Source organism: Desulfatibacillum aliphaticivorans DSM 15576, from assembly GCF_000429905.1.
Classification (GTDB): Bacteria; Desulfobacterota; Desulfobacteria; order Desulfobacterales; family Desulfatibacillaceae; genus Desulfatibacillum; species Desulfatibacillum aliphaticivorans.
In genome coordinates this window covers 1-17500 of record NZ_AUCT01000007.1, presented here as the reverse complement: position 1 = coordinate 17500, position 17500 = coordinate 1, and the positions used below count along the sequence as shown (strand labels likewise).

At 53.1% G+C, this 17500-nt stretch carries 16 protein-coding genes; 6 read left to right on the top strand and 10 right to left on the bottom strand.

The window, feature by feature from the left end:
• Nucleotides 1–5 precede the first annotated feature (5 nt).
• The 4 genes from G491_RS0107570 to G491_RS0107555 all read right to left on the bottom strand — a co-directional run bounded on the left by G491_RS0107570 (nt 6) and on the right by G491_RS0107555 (nt 3892).
• The gene (locus tag G491_RS0107570; protein WP_028314154.1) at nt 6–704 is read right to left on the bottom strand and encodes a glycosyltransferase family 2 protein; all 699 of its coding nucleotides are present in this window, start codon (nt 702–704) and stop codon (nt 6–8) included.
• 148 nt (nt 705–852) lie between these two features.
• Nucleotides 853–1863: a 3-oxoacyl-ACP synthase III gene (locus tag G491_RS0107565; RefSeq protein WP_028314153.1), complete on the bottom strand. Its 1011-nt coding sequence runs from the start codon at nt 1861–1863 to the stop codon at nt 853–855.
• A gap of 64 nt (nt 1864–1927) precedes the next feature.
• A complete protein-coding gene (locus G491_RS0107560; protein ID WP_028314152.1) occupies nt 1928–2521 on the bottom strand; it encodes an NAD(P)H-dependent oxidoreductase in 594 nt (197 codons plus the stop codon).
• The gene (locus G491_RS0107555) at nt 2522–3892 is read right to left on the bottom strand and encodes a class II fumarate hydratase (RefSeq protein ID WP_028314151.1); all 1371 of its coding nucleotides are present in this window, start codon (nt 3890–3892) and stop codon (nt 2522–2524) included.
• 163 nt (nt 3893–4055) lie between these two features.
• Here G491_RS0107555 and G491_RS0107550 point away from each other — a divergent pair, with 163 nt between their 5' ends.
• On the top strand, nt 4056–5183 hold the full coding sequence (locus G491_RS0107550) for a trans-sulfuration enzyme family protein (RefSeq protein WP_028314150.1): 1128 nt from the start codon (nt 4056–4058) through the stop codon (nt 5181–5183).
• Nucleotides 5184–5374: 191 nt separating this feature from the next.
• Here the strand turns inward: G491_RS0107550 and G491_RS0107545 are convergent, their stop codons facing one another.
• From G491_RS0107545 to G491_RS29870, 3 genes are all read right to left on the bottom strand, one after another.
• Nucleotides 5375–5950 (bottom strand): MarR family winged helix-turn-helix transcriptional regulator, encoded by a 576-nt coding sequence (locus G491_RS0107545; protein ID WP_028314149.1) that lies wholly within the window; start codon nt 5948–5950, stop codon nt 5375–5377.
• Nucleotides 5950–6270, bottom strand: a complete 321-nt coding sequence (locus G491_RS0107540; protein ID WP_028314148.1) for a hypothetical protein — start codon at nt 6268–6270, stop codon at nt 5950–5952. The genes G491_RS0107545 and G491_RS0107540 overlap by 1 nt, the downstream gene beginning before the upstream one ends.
• 324 nt (nt 6271–6594) lie before the next feature.
• Nucleotides 6595–7893, bottom strand: coding sequence for a phospholipase A (locus G491_RS29870; protein ID WP_012609996.1), 1299 nt, complete (start codon nt 7891–7893; stop codon nt 6595–6597).
• A gap of 426 nt (nt 7894–8319) precedes the next feature.
• Between G491_RS29870 and G491_RS0107530 the strand changes: the two genes are divergently transcribed.
• Nucleotides 8320–9981: a long-chain-fatty-acid--CoA ligase gene (locus tag G491_RS0107530; RefSeq protein ID WP_028314147.1), complete on the top strand. Its 1662-nt coding sequence runs from the start codon at nt 8320–8322 to the stop codon at nt 9979–9981.
• A gap of 452 nt (nt 9982–10433) precedes the next feature.
• On the opposite strand, the gene G491_RS0107525 is transcribed toward G491_RS0107530, so the two are convergent.
• Complete coding sequence (locus tag G491_RS0107525; RefSeq protein ID WP_028314146.1) at nt 10434–10712, bottom strand: hypothetical protein; 279 nt, start codon at nt 10710–10712, stop codon at nt 10434–10436.
• 979 nt (nt 10713–11691) lie between these two features.
• On the opposite strand from G491_RS0107525, the gene G491_RS0107515 reads away from it, so the two are divergent.
• Genes G491_RS0107515 through G491_RS0107505 form a run of 3 tightly spaced genes read left to right on the top strand, consistent with a single transcriptional unit; the run spans nt 11692 to nt 13459 of the window.
• Nucleotides 11692–12786, top strand: coding sequence for a glycerol dehydrogenase (locus G491_RS0107515; RefSeq protein WP_028314144.1), 1095 nt, complete (start codon nt 11692–11694; stop codon nt 12784–12786).
• A gap of 12 nt (nt 12787–12798) precedes the next feature.
• A complete protein-coding gene (locus G491_RS29865; protein ID WP_035218151.1) occupies nt 12799–13008 on the top strand; it encodes a Cif family virulence factor in 210 nt (69 codons plus the stop codon).
• A 28-nt stretch (nt 13009–13036) separates the two neighbouring features.
• Nucleotides 13037–13459: a nuclear transport factor 2 family protein gene (locus tag G491_RS0107505; protein WP_012610006.1), complete on the top strand. Its 423-nt coding sequence runs from the start codon at nt 13037–13039 to the stop codon at nt 13457–13459.
• Nucleotides 13460–13495: 36 nt separating this feature from the next.
• Here the strand turns inward: G491_RS0107505 and G491_RS0107500 are convergent, their stop codons facing one another.
• A complete protein-coding gene (locus G491_RS0107500; protein ID WP_051327106.1) occupies nt 13496–15244 on the bottom strand; it encodes a GspE/PulE family protein in 1749 nt (582 codons plus the stop codon).
• Nucleotides 15245–15432: 188 nt separating this feature from the next.
• Here G491_RS0107500 and G491_RS0107495 point away from each other — a divergent pair, with 188 nt between their 5' ends.
• Nucleotides 15433–16164 carry a metallophosphoesterase family protein gene (locus G491_RS0107495; RefSeq protein WP_028314141.1) on the top strand — a complete coding sequence of 244 codons (732 nt, stop codon included), beginning with the start codon at nt 15433–15435 and terminating at the stop codon, nt 16162–16164.
• A gap of 30 nt (nt 16165–16194) precedes the next feature.
• Here the strand turns inward: G491_RS0107495 and G491_RS0107490 are convergent, their stop codons facing one another.
• Nucleotides 16195–17031 carry a class I SAM-dependent methyltransferase gene (locus G491_RS0107490; protein ID WP_169829403.1) on the bottom strand — a complete coding sequence of 279 codons (837 nt, stop codon included), beginning with the start codon at nt 17029–17031 and terminating at the stop codon, nt 16195–16197.
• Nucleotides 17032–17500 lie beyond the last annotated feature (469 nt).

Below are 17500 nucleotides of genomic sequence, written 5' to 3'. Positions count from 1 at the left end.
CTCGGTTATTTTTCTATCAGGTTGTACTTAAGAATGCACCAGATGGCGCGAAAGCCGTCTCTCCAGCCGATTTTCTTGCCTTCCGAATAGGTGCGGCCCGCGTAGGAAATGCCCACCTCATAAATCCGGCATCCCATCCTGGACACCTTGGCCGTGATTTCCGGCTCAAATCCAAAGCGATTTTCGCAAACGGTCAGTTGGGAGATCACGTCCTTGGTAAAGACCTTGTAGCAGACTTCCATGTCCGTAAGGTTAAGATTGGTGAACATGTTGGAAAGAAGGGTCAGAAACTTGTTGCCCACGGAATGCCAGAAATACAAGACCCTATGGGACTCCCCTCCGGCGAACCGGGAGCCGTACACCACGTCGGCCTTGCCCCTGATGATGGGCTTTAAAAGTTTGGGATACTCGTTGGGGTCGTATTCCAGATCCGCGTCCTGGATGATGATGATGTCGCCCGTGGCCGCTTTGAATCCCGTACGCAAAGCGGCGCCCTTGCCTTGATTGACCTCGTGGAACTGGACCTTGATTCCCAGTTCATCGCTCAGCTTTTTCAGGAGATCGGTCGTCCCGTCCGTGGAGCAATCGTCCACGGCCACAATTTCCTTTTCTATGTCTTCCAATTCCACAGCGAGAACTGCGTCCAGGATTTCCCTGAGGGTTTCCAATTCATTGTACACGGGGATGACAACCGAGAGTTTCATATCTTTCCTGCTCCAGCTAACGAGGGCGTTTCATGTTCTGTTTCTGTTTTTATTGAGTTGGATTTTTGGGCGACCCGTGCGGGGATTGATTCCAACCGAGTAATGAATAGCATCTTTATTCGGTTTTATGCAAACATTCCCTGAAAAATCACCATGTGAGGCTCATCATAGAGCAATTCAAACCGCTCCCGATGCCCAACAAAGCCACATGATCTCCCGTCTTAACCCTTCCCACTTCCTCGGCCATGGCCAGGGTGATGGGGATGGCCGCCGGGCCTATGTTTCCCAGCAAGGGGTAGTTCAAATACATTTTGTCCTGATTAAGCCCCAGGCTTCGGCACAAAACCCTTGTGTTTCGGGCGCTGACCTGATGGGGGATGTATGCGTCTATGGTTTCGTCGGTCCAGTTTTCCAGGCTTTGGGCCGCCTTCTCCCAGGTGCGGCCGGCCAGTTCCACTCCGTATTTCATCACGCTGGGGGCGTCGGCAACCATGGAGTCCTTCTGGCCCAGGCACAACCTGCAATGCTGGGTGGCCGCCATACTGACTCCGCCGTTAATCACATGGCTTGTGGTCGCCAGATCCTCCCTGCATAAGATCATGGCCGCCGCTCCGGACCCCAAGGTCAGTGTGGCGAAGTTCTCCCGAAAGGCTTCGGCGCCGGTTTCGGGGTTTTTCAGGCGTTCTATGGTGGCTTCGATGGGCTCGCGCGAGCTTTCGCCGTTGATGATCATGCCGTAATCAATAGCGCCAGAACGGATCATGAGAGACACGGTTTCCATGCCGTTGATGAAGCCCAGACAGGCGTTGCAAACATCGAAGTTCAGGCATTCGGGCGGCAACCCCAGGGCGCCGTGCACCATGCTGGCCACGGAAGGCTCCACGTAATCTTTGCAAACGGAGGTGCTGATAAGGCAGCCGATGTCTCGAGGGCTTATCCCGGCGTTGTCCAGGGCTTTTTGGGCGGCGCGGGCTGCTGCGTCGCTTACCAGGGTTTGGGGTTCCCACAATCGTCTTTCCCGAATGCCGGTGAGCCCTTCAATGATTTTCCGGGGCATATTCAGGCGCTCCATGGTGGAGTGCAGTTGATCCTCGATGGCCCTGGAAGAAAGGCGGATGGGCGGCAGTTCGTAGGCCAGGGCCTGGATGGCGGTTTTCATGGATAGTTTGGGTTCCTGGGTATCTTAAGCGTTGGTTTATATAAATACAATCAATTATTTGGTATTATTCATTAAAAGTTGACTTAATAAGCTGCTTGACCTCCGCCAGCCAACCCCGCCTTTCGTCCTCGGTGGACGTGCATACAACCCGAAACATCCGGCGATGAAAAAACTCCACCCCGCACAAGCCGAAAATGCACTCCCGCCATAATATGTCCAGGGGATCGCCAAAGAGCTCATCCTCACGCTGGCCCGGTGTATTGGACGTATTAAGCACCACCGCGGTCTGCGCTTTTAAAAGGCCTACGGGCACGCCTTCGCCGCCGTCCCCTTCCAGAAAACGGTAGGCCACCTCGGGCCGAACCACCCTGTCCACCCAGCCTTTTAAAATGGCGGGCGGCTGGCCCCACCAGTTGGGATGCACGATCACGATGCCCTCGGCCAAAGCCAGCTCCCAACAATGGGAGTCGATTTCGGGGGGCAGCTTGGCGTCGGACGGGATTTCCTCAGCAGGCAAAAGCGGGTTAAACCCCTCTTCGTACAAATCATGAAAAAACACCTTATGGCCGCTGAGCTCCAATTGGTCCACCACGGTCTGGGCAATGGCGTGATTGAAGCTGTTTTTATCCGGATGAGCTAATAAGACGAGAATTTTCATTTATAATCCTTCCAAAAGATCTTTCCATTCTCTGGCGGAAAGCAGGCCTTTTTCCATGGCCAACTCCCGGACGGTTTTTCCTGATTCATGGGCCTCGCGGGCCAACTCGGCGGCTTGATCGTACCCCATGTCCGGAACTAACAAAGTGGCGAGCCCCGTGCTCTGGTCAAGCATGTCCCGGCATCGGATTTCGTCCGCCTCCAGCCCGTCTATGCATTTTTCCGCAAAAGCCCGCGAGGAGGAAGCCAGCAACTTGATGCTTTCCAACACGCACTGGGCCAGAACGGGGATCATGGTGTTCAACTCCAAACTGCCCATGTGACCGCACACAGCGGCCGTTGCGTCGTTGCCGATCACCCTGGCCCCCACCTGGAGGACGGATTCGGGAAGGACCGGGTTGACCTTGCCCGGCATAAAGGACGAGCCGGGCTGAAGCGCGGGCAAACGGATCTCCCCTATTCCGCAACGCGGTCCGCAGGCCATCAGACGGATGTCCGAGGCGATTTTCATGAGCCCGACGGCCAGGGTTTTCAAGACGCAGGAAAGCTCCACCAGGGCGTCCCTTGCGCCCATGGCCTCAAAACGGCTTTTAGCTCGGGTGAACGGCAGCCCGGTTTCCTCGGCCAGTTTCCGCACCACCCTCCGCGCCATGTCCGGATGAGCGTTAAGCCCCGTGCCTACGCCGGTTCCACCCAAGGCGAGTTCGCCGAGCCTGGGATATACGCCCTGGATTCTCTCCATGGCCAGTTCCACTTGCCTGGCGTATCCGCCGAATTCCTGGCCCACACGAACTGGCAGGGCGTCCATAAAATGGGTTCTGCCCGTCTTAAGGACCGGCTGCAAGGCTTTCGCCTGTTTTTCCAGGCTGGCGTGCAGAATTTTCAGCGCCGGCAGCAGATCGTCATCCAGGCTCGTAAGGCATGCGATGTGCACCGCCGACGGAACCACGTCGTTGGAGGATTGCCCCAGGTTCACGTGATCGTTGGGATGCACCGGATGCTTTCCGCCCCTCTTGCCGGTAAGGATCTCATTGGCGCGGCCTGCCAGCACCTCGTTCACGTTCATGTTGGATGAGGTGCCGGACCCGGTCTGGTAGACATCCACCGGGAACTGATCGCCCATGGCGCCGGATTCCACCTCTTGGGCCGCCTGGACGATTGCCCCGGCGATTTCCCCGGGCAGCAGGTCCAGGTATTGGTGGACGCCGGCGGCCAATCGCTTGATCCTGACCATGGCTAAAATCACAGCATGAGGAAAAGGCGTGGAACTGATGGGAAAATTTTCCACGGCCCTTTGGGTTTGGGAGCCGTAATAAACGTCCCCGGCCACCCACACAGGCCCCAGGCTGTCTTCTTCCCTTCGCTTGTTCATGGCGGTTTCCATCTCTGGATTGATAGGCTTCTGATAGATCCTTATACATTATTTGACAAAAATGGTCCATAAGGTCAATGGAATATGCAACTTAACCGTTTTGAAAATGTTCTGGACAAAAAATCGGCGCCGGGTGTATTGCTCAGACAAAAGGAGATTCGTTATGAAAAAGGAAACCCAGTGCGTGCAGGCAGGAACCCTAAAGGATAATCAATACCAGGGATTGAACAGCCCCTTATACACCTCCACGGCCTATGGATATATGGATAAGGAAGAGGTCTGCTATCCCAGGTATTTCACCACGCCCAATCAAGGGGCTGTCGTAAAAAAAATCTGCGCCCTGGAAGGCGCGGAAGACGGTTTGCTCTTCAGCTCAGGCATGGCCGCCGTCAGCACAACTATCCTGGCCCACACCAGGTCGGGGGATCACGTGATCCTGCTGGACGACCTGTACGGCGGCACCCACTCCATGGCCACCGCCGACTTTGAGCGTCTGGGCCTGGAATACGACTTCGTCGCCACAAGCCTTGAAGCGATCATGGCCGCCCAAAAGCCCAACACAACCATGGTGATCATTGAATCCCCAACCAACCCCCTGATGAACATCCTGGATATCAAGGCAACGGCGGATTGGGCCAGGGAGAATAAGATCACCTCCCTTATGGACAACACATTTGGCACCAGCATCAACCAGACTCCCCTGGCTCTGGGGATCGACATTGTAGTGCACAGCGGCACCAAATACATGGGAGGCCATAGCGACGTGTGCTGCGGATTCGCCCTGGCTTCCAAGAAAAAAATGCAGCCGATCCTGGACCTGGCCCGGCATCTGGGCGGCAGTCTGGACAGCTTTGCGGCCTATTTGCTGGAACGCAGCCTGAAAACCCTGGCCATCCGGGTGGAGCGCCAGTGCCAAAACGCCCAGGCCCTGGCGGAATTCCTGGAGGCGCATCCCAAGATCGTCAAGGTCAACTATCCGGGGCTGCCCAATTTTCCCGGCCACGATATCGCCAAAAAACAAATGAAACTTTTTGGCGCCATGATGTCCTTTGAATTGGACGAATCCATCGGGGACGTGGATGTCTTTTTAAGAAAGCTGAAGGTGATCCACCCGGCGGTGAGCCTGGGAGGCGTGGAATCCTCCATATGCTCGCCCAAGGACACCTCGCATAAGCCTATGACCGCCGAAGAACGCGCCCGGGTGGGAATTTCAGACTTCCTGTTGCGCCTTTCCATTGGCATCGAACACATCGACGACCTAAAGGAAGACATTGAACAGGCTCTGACCTAAAAATTGCCTCCGGAAATCAATAAATTTCGGCGGGCGATAAGTATTAATCAAGGCCAATTGTTGCAGATTATGTGGTCCTGTTAATTCAACCTGTCAGGTTTTTGAAAAAATGGCGTTGAACTTTTCAATGGCGCTTCGCTCATGGGCATGGGTGGAAGCGCCATAACTTTTTTGGGATTCAAGAATGTCGTCTACTCGACGGCTTCTTCATCCCTGCCGCCGCGATCGCGTGGCCTGCGCCCCCTGCCCTTGCGGCTTCCTTCGCTAAAGCCTCTCCTGCCTCTTCCGTCTCCGCAACGGCCGAATCCGGAGCGCCGGCCCGGAGCCTCGTCTCCCAGGGAGGCGATCATTTTTTCCAGGATATTCTTAAGCTGGCCCCGTTCTTCATCCTCCAGGCAGGTGAAAACGCCCTCCGAACTGCTGCGCCCCCTGCCGCGGCCGGAAAAATCGGCTTTGGCCTTGTCCGTGGCCGAGACGATAAAGCTCCTTTTATCCTCCTCGTTGCGTTGGCGTACGATGAGTTCCTTCCGCTCCAACTTGGCCAGCATCTCGCTTAAGGAAGAAGACCTGACGTCCAAAATTTCCAGCAATTCCCTCTGGTTGATAGGCCCTTTTTCCATGATGACGGAAAGAGCCCGGTTCTGGCCATGGCGGCGAAATCCGGAACGGCGATGATGGGACCTGCCCATCATGCGAGCCGCACGGTGAAACAACTCCGCCAGATCCTGGTCGTTGACTGGTCTGACTTGTTCGTTTGCTTCGTTCATTATTGAGTCCTCTCTTCGGGGTTCATGGCCTTGAAATAGGCTTCCCCTTTTTTGCATCCGGGGTCGTCCATCGGGCAATGGTTCTTGCACAAAGGGCAGGTAGCCGTGTTGATCGCCATGTCCGCGGGGTCCATGACCTCCGCCTGCCGGATGAAGTCCGCCGCGGCCATGGCGTCCATGCAGCTAAAATCCCGGCGTCCCAAGCCTCTCATATGGCGGGGTCTTCCGCCGTGCCGGTTGGACCGGAATCCGTGATGGTGAATATGCTTTCTGCGGCCTCTGCCTTCGCCGAAGCCCTGTTCTTTTTTATGTCCAAACATGAAACATCTCTCCTTTCATTATCAGGGTTAATTAGGAAGGCGCCTTCCTTTTTCTGGGAACAATATAGGCATCAATGGGAAGGCGTCAAGATAAAAAGGCGCCTTCCTAATTTTTAATATTAAGTTCAAACTGTTAAATAGTATGTATGGATTATAATTTACTAAGAATTCGGCAAGGTTAGGAAGGGATTGTTTTGATTTTCGAATGGAGAAGATTGCACCGGTTCATGGAATTTCGGTATGCGTTCCCCAAAAAAAAATTAACCCGCTATTTCTTTATAAGCCATGTAAAATAAATTGGTTAAATACAATCTCTCCCTACTGTTATCGCACCATGGCGAAGCCGATGCGGAACGCTTCGGTTCTTTCGTCGTAATGAAGCAGGCTTTCGGCCAGGGAGTTGACGTATTGGGCTTGCAGGCACAAGTTCAGGTGTTTCCAGATCAGGTTATGCAAGGGATAGGTCAGATCCGCCTGGACGGAGGCGCCCTCATGAGCCAGACGGAAGTTGGTTCCCAGCACAAGGCCGTCAGCCTTGCCCAGCTTCAGGTCGATATCGAAATACCCCCGGTAGCTTGCCAGATCCGGGTTGGTCTCATCCTCGTTATTTACATACGCCCAAATTTTGGAGGATGCGCTGAAGCCCAGTTTGGTTCTTTTGTGTATTGCAGCGAATCCGGGGCGAATGTACAGGAAGTTGGTGCTTCGGGAGGCCTCTTCATCCCGGCCGTTTGACTCGTGCTGAAAACCGGCTTGGTAAAAAAGGCCGTGCATCCAGGAGGGGCGGGTTTTTAAGTTGCCGGAAGCATAAAAGAATTCCGGTTTGTAACTGGTGTCTTTAAAAGGGGCGGATTCCGACTGCAAATCCCAGAATGAAGTCTGGGTGTAGGCGAAATGCAGGCCGGCCAGCCAGGGGTGTTTTTTCGTGAATTCGTCTTCAGGCTTGAAAAAGCGATACCGGAAGCTGAACTGGAACTTGCTGTTCTCTGGATCGGCGCCCACCAGGAAATACATGGGCTCGTAGGGCGCCAGGTTGGTCAGATAGGGCTGATATTGAGCGAACAGGCTTTCCACAGAGACTTCCTCGCCGCCCTCCCCTTTTTCAGAATCTTGAGCCAAATCGCCGCCGTCTTCCTGTGCAGCGCCCTTTTTTTCCACGGTGACTTCAGGCTCTTTTGCCGTGAACAGGTGCGCCTGATCCGGAACGGCCTCCTCCACCTCAAACATCAACGGCGGTGCGTGATAAGCATCCACTTTAAAAACGGCCACGCCCGAAAAATCCGTGGGGAAAACCACGTCGTATTCCAGCTTTTTAAAGCCCTGGGCGGGAATAGCGACGGCGTCCTGCGATTGAGAGGAAACCAGGCGCCCTTCCAGGGTCTTGTTTTCCGGCCACTCTCCCAAGCTGAAATTCAGGACCGGCTCGGCCTGGAATTGCATCTCCCTGTCTTCCGGATTGTGCACGTACAGATAAAACCGCGTCGTCCCCCCGGCCTTCACCTCACTGCTGGGCGGCGCCAGGACAAAGTCCAGGCTTTGCTTATTTATCGTTCCCCAGGCTGGGGTTGCAAGACATAGGGCCAGGACGGCGATAAAGATAGCCTTGAAACCGTTTATTTTCATTGTGATTTTTCGCTTTCGTTTGCGTGGGCGCCAGAGAAATCCTTGCGCTTTGGTGTTTATAGACTAGTTAGCATGCTCCCAGCCGCGATTCAAGACATTAGAGGCTTAGGCGAGAAATCGCCCATGCCCGCCAATTCCTGGGAAACATTTAGATCAATCTATTTTAAACCCGTTGAAACTGGAACTGAAAACAAATACAATTCGGAATATTAAACATGTAGCGTCGCTATACAATATGTATTAAAACTTGACCTTTTTTACGGATTTCGCATATAATCCATCCCATCATTTCCATTGGGCTGAATTTCAACCACGCATTTCCATTTATATAGCCAACTGCCTGAATTAACGTCTTTTCCTATAATATTCACAGCAATATCCCGGGACTTGCTCCTTGGGACTCACCGCAAAGCCAGGAGGTAGGAAATGGAAGAAAGAATTTGGCATCAGCATTACGATTATAATGTTCAGACCAGCTATCGCTTTCCCAAAGTTCCGGTCAACGGCTTGCTGGACATTCCCGCCAACGCCCTGCCGGACAAGCCGGCAATCGACTATTACGGGTCGAAAATCAGTTTTTGGGATCTCAGGATCATGTCCCTGAAACTGGCTAACGCCCTGGCGGATATCGGCGTCCAAAAGGGAGACCGGGTGGGGCTTCATCTTCCCAACATTCCCCAATACATTATCGCCTATTATGCGGCTTTGTCCCTTGGCGCCATTGTGGTGAATTTCAACCCGCTGTACACCCCGGACGAGTTGACGGCTTTGATCAAGCAGACCGGGATATCCACCTTCGTCACCTTTGATATGGTCATCCCCAACGTGAAGGAAGTGGTCAAAAAGGCGCCCATCCCCCGCGTCATCGCCACTTCGGTGTTCGATTTTCTGGAGGGATCGGAGGTCAGCACCCCGGAAAGCCTGCAGATGGAACCGGGATGGCGTCATTTTTCCACGTTGATCAACGAATCCAAAAGCGAGAAAAAGCCCAAGGTGGATATCACGCCGGCAGACCCGGCCATGATCCAGTTTACCGGCGGCACCACGGGCATTCCCAAAGGCGCGGTGCTCACCCACGCCAACATGGTCACAGCCGCCTATAGCTGCTTTTTATGGGGATCCGCCTCCCAGATGTATAAAACCCCGGAGCAGCGTTCGGTGGTTTGCGTGCTGCCCTTCTTCCATGTCTACGCCAACATTGTATGCCTCAACTGGGCGGTTTTAAACTGCGCCACCATGATTTTGGTCCCCCGGTTTGAAATCGATCCCCTAATCGATTTGCTGTCCAAGGTGGAAAACAGCGTGTTCCTGCCCGCCGTCCCAACCATGATCAACGCTATCGTAAACCATCCCAAGGCTGCGGAAATCGAAATCGCCAAGAAGCTGGACATGCTGAACAGCGGCGGCGGCCCCATCCCCGTGGAGTTGATCGACCAGGTGAACGACCTGGGCATCGCCTATAGCGAAGGCTGGGGCATGAGCGAAACCACGTCGCTGGGCATCGCCAATCCGGTCATGGGGCTTAAAAAGCCGGGCTCCATCGGGGTGCCCTTCCCCGGCATGGACGTGCGATTGATGGACATTGACGCCGGCGACAAGGAAGTCCCCCAGGGAGAGCCGGGCGAACTCACCGTCAAAGGCCCTCTGGTCATGAAGGAGTATTGGGACAACCCGGAAAAAACCGCCGAAGCCCTTCGGGACGGCTGGCTCTATACGGGCGACATCGCCACCATGGATGAAGAAGGCTATTTTTACATCGTGGACCGCAAGAAGGACATGATCATCGCCGGCGGTTACAACATCTATCCCAGGGACATCGACGAGGTTTTGTATCAGCATCCTAAAATCATCGACGCCGTGACCATCGGCGTGCCCGACGCCTACAGGGGGGAAACCGTCAAGGCCTACGTGGTGACTCGCCCCGGCGAGGATCTGCGCGCCCAGGACGTCATCGACTTTTGCAAGACCAAGCTGGCCATCTACAAGGTGCCCAAGATCATTGAATTCCGGGACGAGCTGCCCAAGTCCGCCGTAGGCAAAATCCTGCGAAAAGTCCTCAGGGACGAGGAACTGGCCAAGTCAAAATAGAAAAGCCAAACTGCTGAACTGCAAAAAAATAAAACCGCCTGCCTCCGGCGGCAAACTGCTGAACTGCCAAAAGAGCCTCCGGCGGCAAACATTTTATCTTCGGGCCGCAACGCGGCCTAAAAAGTTTGATCAAAACTTTAAATTGGCGCTGCGCGCAAAAACAGGTCGTCCTAAAAAGATCCTTCCCCACTCGTGTGGGGAAGGTCAGGATGAGGGGAATCCATAAATGCCGAGAGCATCCTGGTTCTCGCAGGAGCGCACAGCGACATGTAGGCTGGATTGCGCAGAGCCAGCATTTACCTGAGTATTGCCATTAGAAATGGCAATATTCATACATGATTACAATAAGATTTATAGTTATTGAGTTTTTGACGGATGTCTCGTGAAACTACGAGTTCAAGATAATTGATGGCGTGGAAACGATCCGGATCGAAAACCTGCGATAGCAGGATTCAATCCCTAAATTCTTGCATCAGTTGCCGGGCTTTTACGATATCGTCTTTATGCACACGCAGGCTGACCACCCTATTATCGGTGCCGTACAAGCTGGTAAAACCCAGGCGAACCAGCTTGCACCTGATCCCGTGTGCACGAAGGTATGCGTGGCGGCGTATCGTCGATTCAGACCTTTTCCCCGGCGAGATATGTACTTCAACCCACTGCAATGGAAGATTCGGAACGGAATTCCACAGCCAAGAGAGGGCTTTCTTTAACAATTCTTTCAAAGCCATGTGTCTTACCTCGTGATATCAATATCCCGGTCCTTCTTTAGATTTAGCCGCCTGATATGCGGGCGGCGGATATCATTCATAGATAATGATCGATATATGGATATCGGAGTGATAACCGAAAGGAAATGATGACCTTTTATATAGAGCGTATTATCACCCAAATTGAGATAACCATTCCGGACAAAAAAATACAACCAGAAAAATAAATAAAGAATAAAAATATCCTACAGTTCACTCTTGTCCACAAACCGGAATTGAAAGTCATATGGGAATGGATCGACCATCCCCTGGTAACGCCGTCCCCTTGGCCCAACCGTCCATTACCGATTTCACTCCTATTAGCCTGATGGCAAGCCCGCCCTCGAAAAAGATCCTCCCAGGCCTGGAAGGGATTCCCCGGAAAAACCGATAAGGCAGTGCGCCCCATTAGAAGGTCTTCCGAGCGCCGCCGTTTTTTAGCCGGCAACCTTATTCTTTCGCCAGGATTTTCAACAAGCCTTTGCCTTTTGAAAAAAGAGTCCTTACGGACCCCGGCAGCATAAAACAAGGACGCTGCCGCGGGCGCCCAACAAAGAAAGACAACGACTCTGGGTCCCCGCGTTCGCGAGGATGACGGGCTTGATCGGCCGGAATAGCGCCTATGGTCTGCCCTTTTTCCCGCCTTTATTGACAGCCGCTTGCTGCGCCCGCGTAGGGGAGATCCTTGTGATCGCCCTGGAGTATGACGGATACGGGTGCAATCATTAGCGGATGGAGAGGGCGCCGTCCTGCCAGACGGCCCAACTCTTGAGGAGTATTATTCCTGACGTACTTGATTAGGATGACAGGGCGCGACGCATGGCCCTGCATCCAAGGCGCCGTTGCCTTTAAAAGAAATCCGCCGCCGCAGAAACATATTTTGAATAAAGCCTTGAGTTGTGATACTTTTTCCTTTCCGCAATTTTCATTAGCATCCATCAGCCATGGAAGGGATTCCGCTATGAACAGCATCACACTATTTCCGGGCCGCTATATTCAAGGCAAAGGAGCGTTGCATGATTTGGGCGCTGAATGCGCAAGATTGGGAAGCAAAGCCTTTTTAATCGCCTCGCCCTATTCTCTCGAACACTATGCCAAGACCATTTTGGAGAACGCCCCCGAAGGATTGGTAATCGTCCAGGAGCAATTCAAACGGGAGTGTTCGGACGAGGAAATCCAACGGCTGCATGAGTTGTGCGCGAAAAACCAGTGCGATTTGGTTGTGGGGCTTGGCGGAGGCAAAACCCTGGACGCGGCCAAGGCGGCGGCCCATAAGGCGGGCGTTCCGGTTATTATGGCGCCCACCATCGCTTCCACGGACGCCCCGTGCAGTTCGGTTTGCGTGATTTACACCCCGGAGGGCGTTTTTTCCTGGGTGGACTATCTGCCCCGCAATCCGGACGTGGTTCTTGTGGACACAAGCATTATTGCCAAGGCGCCCGCCCGCTTTTTGGCCTCCGGCATGGGCGACGCCCTGGCCACGTGGTTTGAAGCGGAATCCTGCCGCATAAAAAGAGCCCCCAATATCGCGGGCGCCGTGGGTTCCATGACAGCCTACGCCCTGGCCAGGCTTTGCTGGGAAACCATCCGTGATTACGGCGTTTCGGCTTTGTCCGCCTGCGAAGCCAACGTGGTTACGCCGGCCCTGGAGCGGGTGGTGGAGGCCAACACCCTGTTAAGCGGCATCGGCTTTGAAAGCGCAGGGCTCGCCGCGGCCCACGCCATTCATAACGGTTTGACTGTCGTCCCCGGAATCAACCGGTTTTATCACGGCGAGAAGGTCGCTTTCGGCGTGCTGGTTTCCCTGTTTCTGACTGAAAAGCCCCCTTCCCTGATTGATGAAATCTACGGATTTTGCGAATCCATAGGCCTGCCCACCACCCTGGCCGACCTGGGTATGGAAAACGCTTCGGACCAGCTTCTTCTGGATGTAGCGGAAAAGGCCTGCACCCCGGAAGACAGCATGCACAACGAGCCGTTTGACATTTCCTCCGCCAAGATTGCGGACATGATCAAGGCGGCGGACGCCTGGGGCCTTAAACGAAAAAATGGATAGAAAAGGAGGCTTATGCATCCGGTTGAAGAGTTGATACACAAGGCGGACAAGGCCATCCATGAAGAGGATTTCGACGCATTGGCGGATATCTACGCCGAGGACGCCGTTCTGGTTGTCCAGCAAGGCATGAACGCCGTGGGCAAGGAGCAAATCAGAAGACGCTCACAAGCAGTTGTGACCCCCCTTCAGGCAGCCTCTTCACAAAGGCTTCAGCAAAATTAACCTTATTAATAAACACAGGCCGTAAAACATGCATAATAGTCTAATGGAAGTTGAACAACTGCTTTATCGTTGCTGCCATGCCGTGGACACAGGAAATGTTCCCGGCATTATGAGCGTATTTCATCCGGATGCGGTCTTGATTATAAACTGGGAGGAGAACGGCCGGCACGAAGGGTATGAAGAAATCAAGCAATGGTTTCTTAATTACACCCAGGTAATGAAATCCGCGATGAGGTACTTGCGCCATAAAATATCGTGTCCAGTGATAGAAATTAACGAAGAGCAGGCCGTCGCAAATTCCTATTTGGACGTGGATGCGGCGCCTATAGAAGCCGACCGGGTCATAATATCGGTTTGCAGATACGAGGACAAGCTCGCCAAATTTGACGGGAAGTGGCTTCTTACGGAAAAATCGATTTTTATGGACGACACGTATATGGTGATGAAATAATATATCAACTTTCAGGAGATGTGGACTTCATCCTTTTTACGGCGGAACCACCCGCAAGGCTTCCTCCACGGTGGTAATGCCCATGGCGACCATCTCCAGGGCGTATTCCTCCATGGTAACCATGCCGGCGGACGTTGCCGCCTTGAGGATTTTTTGCTCCGTTGCGTCCTGCCTGATAAGCTCCTGGATTTCTTCGCTTATCATAAGTATTTCATAGGTTCCAATCCGGCCTGAGTAGCCTGAAAAATGGCATTTTTCACAGCCTGCGCCATGCATGTATTTTATTCCGGCCAGCTTTTCGGCAAGGATTCCCAGCCTTTCCAGGGATTCTACAGGCGGCTCATATTCCTCGATGCAGGCCTGGCAATTTCGGCGCAGCAGCCTTTGCCCCAAAAAGGCCAGGGACGAGGAGGCTATCAGGTAGGGCTTGATCTGCATGTCCACAAGGCGGGTGACGGCGGAGATGGAGCTGTTTGCGTGCAGGGTGGATAAAACCAGGTGGCCGGTCAATGAGGCGCGAAAGGCGATTTCCGCAGTTTCCATATCCCGTATTTCCCCCACCATGATCACGTTAGGGTCCTGGCGCAATATGGCTCTCAGGCCATTGGCGAAGGTGACCCCGGCCTTGGCATTGACCTGAACCTGGTTGGCGCCCGGGATTTCATACTCAATGGGATCTTCCACCGTAACTACACTGATTTCCTCGGAAATAACCTCTTTAAGCGATGCATACAGCGTGGTGCTTTTTCCGCTTCCCGTGGGGCCGGTGGTCAGGATAAGCCCTTGGGGCTTGTGCAGGCAGGTTCTCAATTGCTCATCCATGGCCGGGCTCATGCCCAGTTCCCGGAGGGTCAGGAGTTTGGTGCTGTTTCCCAGGAGGCGCAGCACCATTTTTTCCCCGTATTGGGAAGGCAGGGACGAAAGCCTTAGATCGATCTTTCGGCCTTTGATGCGGATTTTCGCGGCGCCGTCCTGAGGGCGCCTTCTGATGGCGATATCCATGTCCGCCATAACCTTTAAACGGGAGATGAGCGGCTGGTGAATCTTTTTGGGAAAGCGGTGCCGGGTCTGGAGCATGCCGTCAATGCGGTACCGGACCAGGGTTTCCTTTTCCGCCGCCTCGATATGGATGTCCGTTGCGTCCGTGTCCACCGCCCAATACAGGATGATATTAACCATCCGTACAATGGGCTTGTCGTCCAGGGTCTTGTCGATATCCTGGGTTTGCGTTTCGTCCTCTTCATCCAGGCTTTCAAGCAGTTCAAAGGCCTGGCTGGGATCGTACTTATCCAGGACGCTCTGGACCTCGCTGGGCACGAAATAAGTGGATTCGATCAGTTGCAATATCTGCTGGGGCGTCGCCACAATGGGCTTAATGGACGAAGAAAAGAGAAATCCCATTTCGGAGATAGTGTCCGTATCCAAAGGATTGGCCATGAGCACCCGGATGGTACGGCCGTCCCGGGACATGGGAAATACAATGCGCGAGGAAAGATACTCCGAGGACAGGATGCCGGACACGTCCTTGACCGGTTCCTGGCCCTCGTACATGGGAAGGTCCAATTGATTGGAAAGCGCCTTGGCGATATCCTGCGCATCGACGCCCCGATGGGCCAGAATTTTTCCTATCCTCTCGCCTGTGGTGCGTTGTTCGTTCAGCGCCTTCCATAAATCCTTAAGGTCTATAACCCCCTCAGATAGCAGGATTTCCCCCAGCCTTTTTCGGGAGCTGGAATAGGAGGGCTTAGGCGCCCTGGTCTGCTTTGCCTGTTTTTGCACTTCCATATACGCCTACTTTTAAGCTCATGAGGAAAATTTTAAAGTATGATGCACAGCGTTCGTAATGGACAGTTCAAGTGTGATCTATTTAACATGTTGATACCAAATAATAAACTGTCTTGACAATTAAATATAAAATAGGGAAATATATTCTCAGGATTTCTTAGCATTCGCCTTAGGAGAGGTGGGACGGCTTGCGCATTGCTCTAATATCTGACATCCACGGTAACGACATCGCCCTGGAAACAGTGCTGAAGGATATGAAGTCCGCGGGCGGCATCGACCAGATTATTTGTCTGGGAGACGTGGCGAACCTTGGGCCGGACCCGTGTTCCGTGGTGGCCAGGCTTCGGGACGTGAACTGTCCTTGCGTTCTGGGGAACCACGACGCCTTTTTATTCGACCGGGACTTGATTCATCAGTACACCGAGGTGGATTACATTATCGAGGCCGTGGATTGGTGCCGGGATCAATTGACCCAGGACGACATAGACTGGATGGGGGATTTCCACCGGGTTCTGGAAGTGCTTATGGATAAAGCCGGAAGCCTGATCGCATTTCACGGCTCTCCTTTGTCCCATATGGATAACATCCTTTCCAGGACTCCGGACGCGGAAGTGGACCGCATGATCCAGGGCCTGAACGGCGAAATCCTGGCCTGCGGGCACACCCATATCCAGATGCTCCGCCAGCACCGGGGCCGGCTGATAATCAACCCCGGCAGCGTGGGCCTGCCTTTCCGGGAGTTTTTGATCCGCAACACCCCGCAGCTCATGGATCACGCGGAATACGCCATTATCACATCTGAAAATGGAACCTTGGGCGTGGAATCCCGCCGTGTTTTCCTGGACAAAAGAGCCATGTTCGAAGCCGCCAAGGCCAGTTCCAACCCCATGCGCGCCTGGCTTATGGAAGAATACTCCTGATCAAGGCGGCTTTTCCCTTAGTTTCCTGTTTTAATCCAAAACGGAAAATCTGACCGCCGAACATTCGGCCCGGATATCCAGGATGCGCTTTCCGTCCTCCGTGCGCAAAACCTTATCCAGGTAATTTCGTAGAATGCCCTCCTGCTCATCGGTTTTTACATTATACCGAACCCGATAGAAATCCACGGCTTCCTCCAACCCGGAAAATGCACTGTGGCTCTCGTAGGAAAATGGAGTCGCCTCAGGTTTGTATCCCATTTGCCTGATTACGTTCATCAACACGTAAGAATCGGGCATGGAGGAAAACTCCCGGCCGTGGAGAAGCGGGTACAATGCCTTGTAATGCTTGTTCCAGGAGACGTCTTCGGCGAACCAATACAGATAAACTGTTTTATTGCAGGCGGCGGCCATCTTCTCGAGAGCGGCCCTTACGTCGTCCATGCCCAGGGCGAAGGAGCAAACCACCGCATCGTAAGGCCCCTGGAGGTCGGATTCCAGGTTTACGTCCTCCCAACGCTTCTCCACTATGGACAGGTTGGAGATATTATTAGTCTGAATGATTTCCTTTAACCGCTGAATCATTCCCGTAGCGGGCTCCACGGCCGTGACAAGCTCCGCTTGTTTCGCCAAGGGAACGGCCAGGATTCCGGGCCCTGCGCCGATATCCAGAATTCTCAGACAGTTGTCTGCCGTCAGGTCTTCAAGCATTTGGGCTATTCGAGGCCCCTGGGTTGCTTTGGCCGAGTTTTCGTAGATCTTGGCTGTGGAGGCTTTGGACCAGAAAGCCACGCAGTCGCGCCCTCCGTCCGAAGCCTTGTGTTTCGCCATTTGTTCTTTCCAAACCTGGTTCCAATCTGTGTTATCCATGGTCATTGACGTCTTCCTTTATTCAATTTCTGTTGACATTTTTTTTCATACTCGTGTATGGTCACGCCAATTGTGCAATCGAAGTTGTACACCAAACTGCAATCTATACAAAATACACGAGAACAAGGCCATGAAGGTTTTTCCGAAAGGGAGAAATGTTCATGGCTTTTTTTATGTTTTTTAACGGGGATCCCGAACTTTGACACCAATCTTGCCTTAAACAAGAAATCCAGATTGAAATCATTGAAGATAATATCTGTTTCGGGAAGGTTAATGTAGTACGTAAACTATTGTATTTATACTTGACTTAATGAATAATATATTATAGTGTTTACGCACTATGTATATCCGAATCGTCAAAAGTAAACAGCGGGGCAAGGTCTATCAGTCGGTCCAGATCGCGGAAAGCGTCAGGGAACCCGGCGTCAAAAATCCACGCACCAAAATTATCGCCCATTTGGGCCAGGTG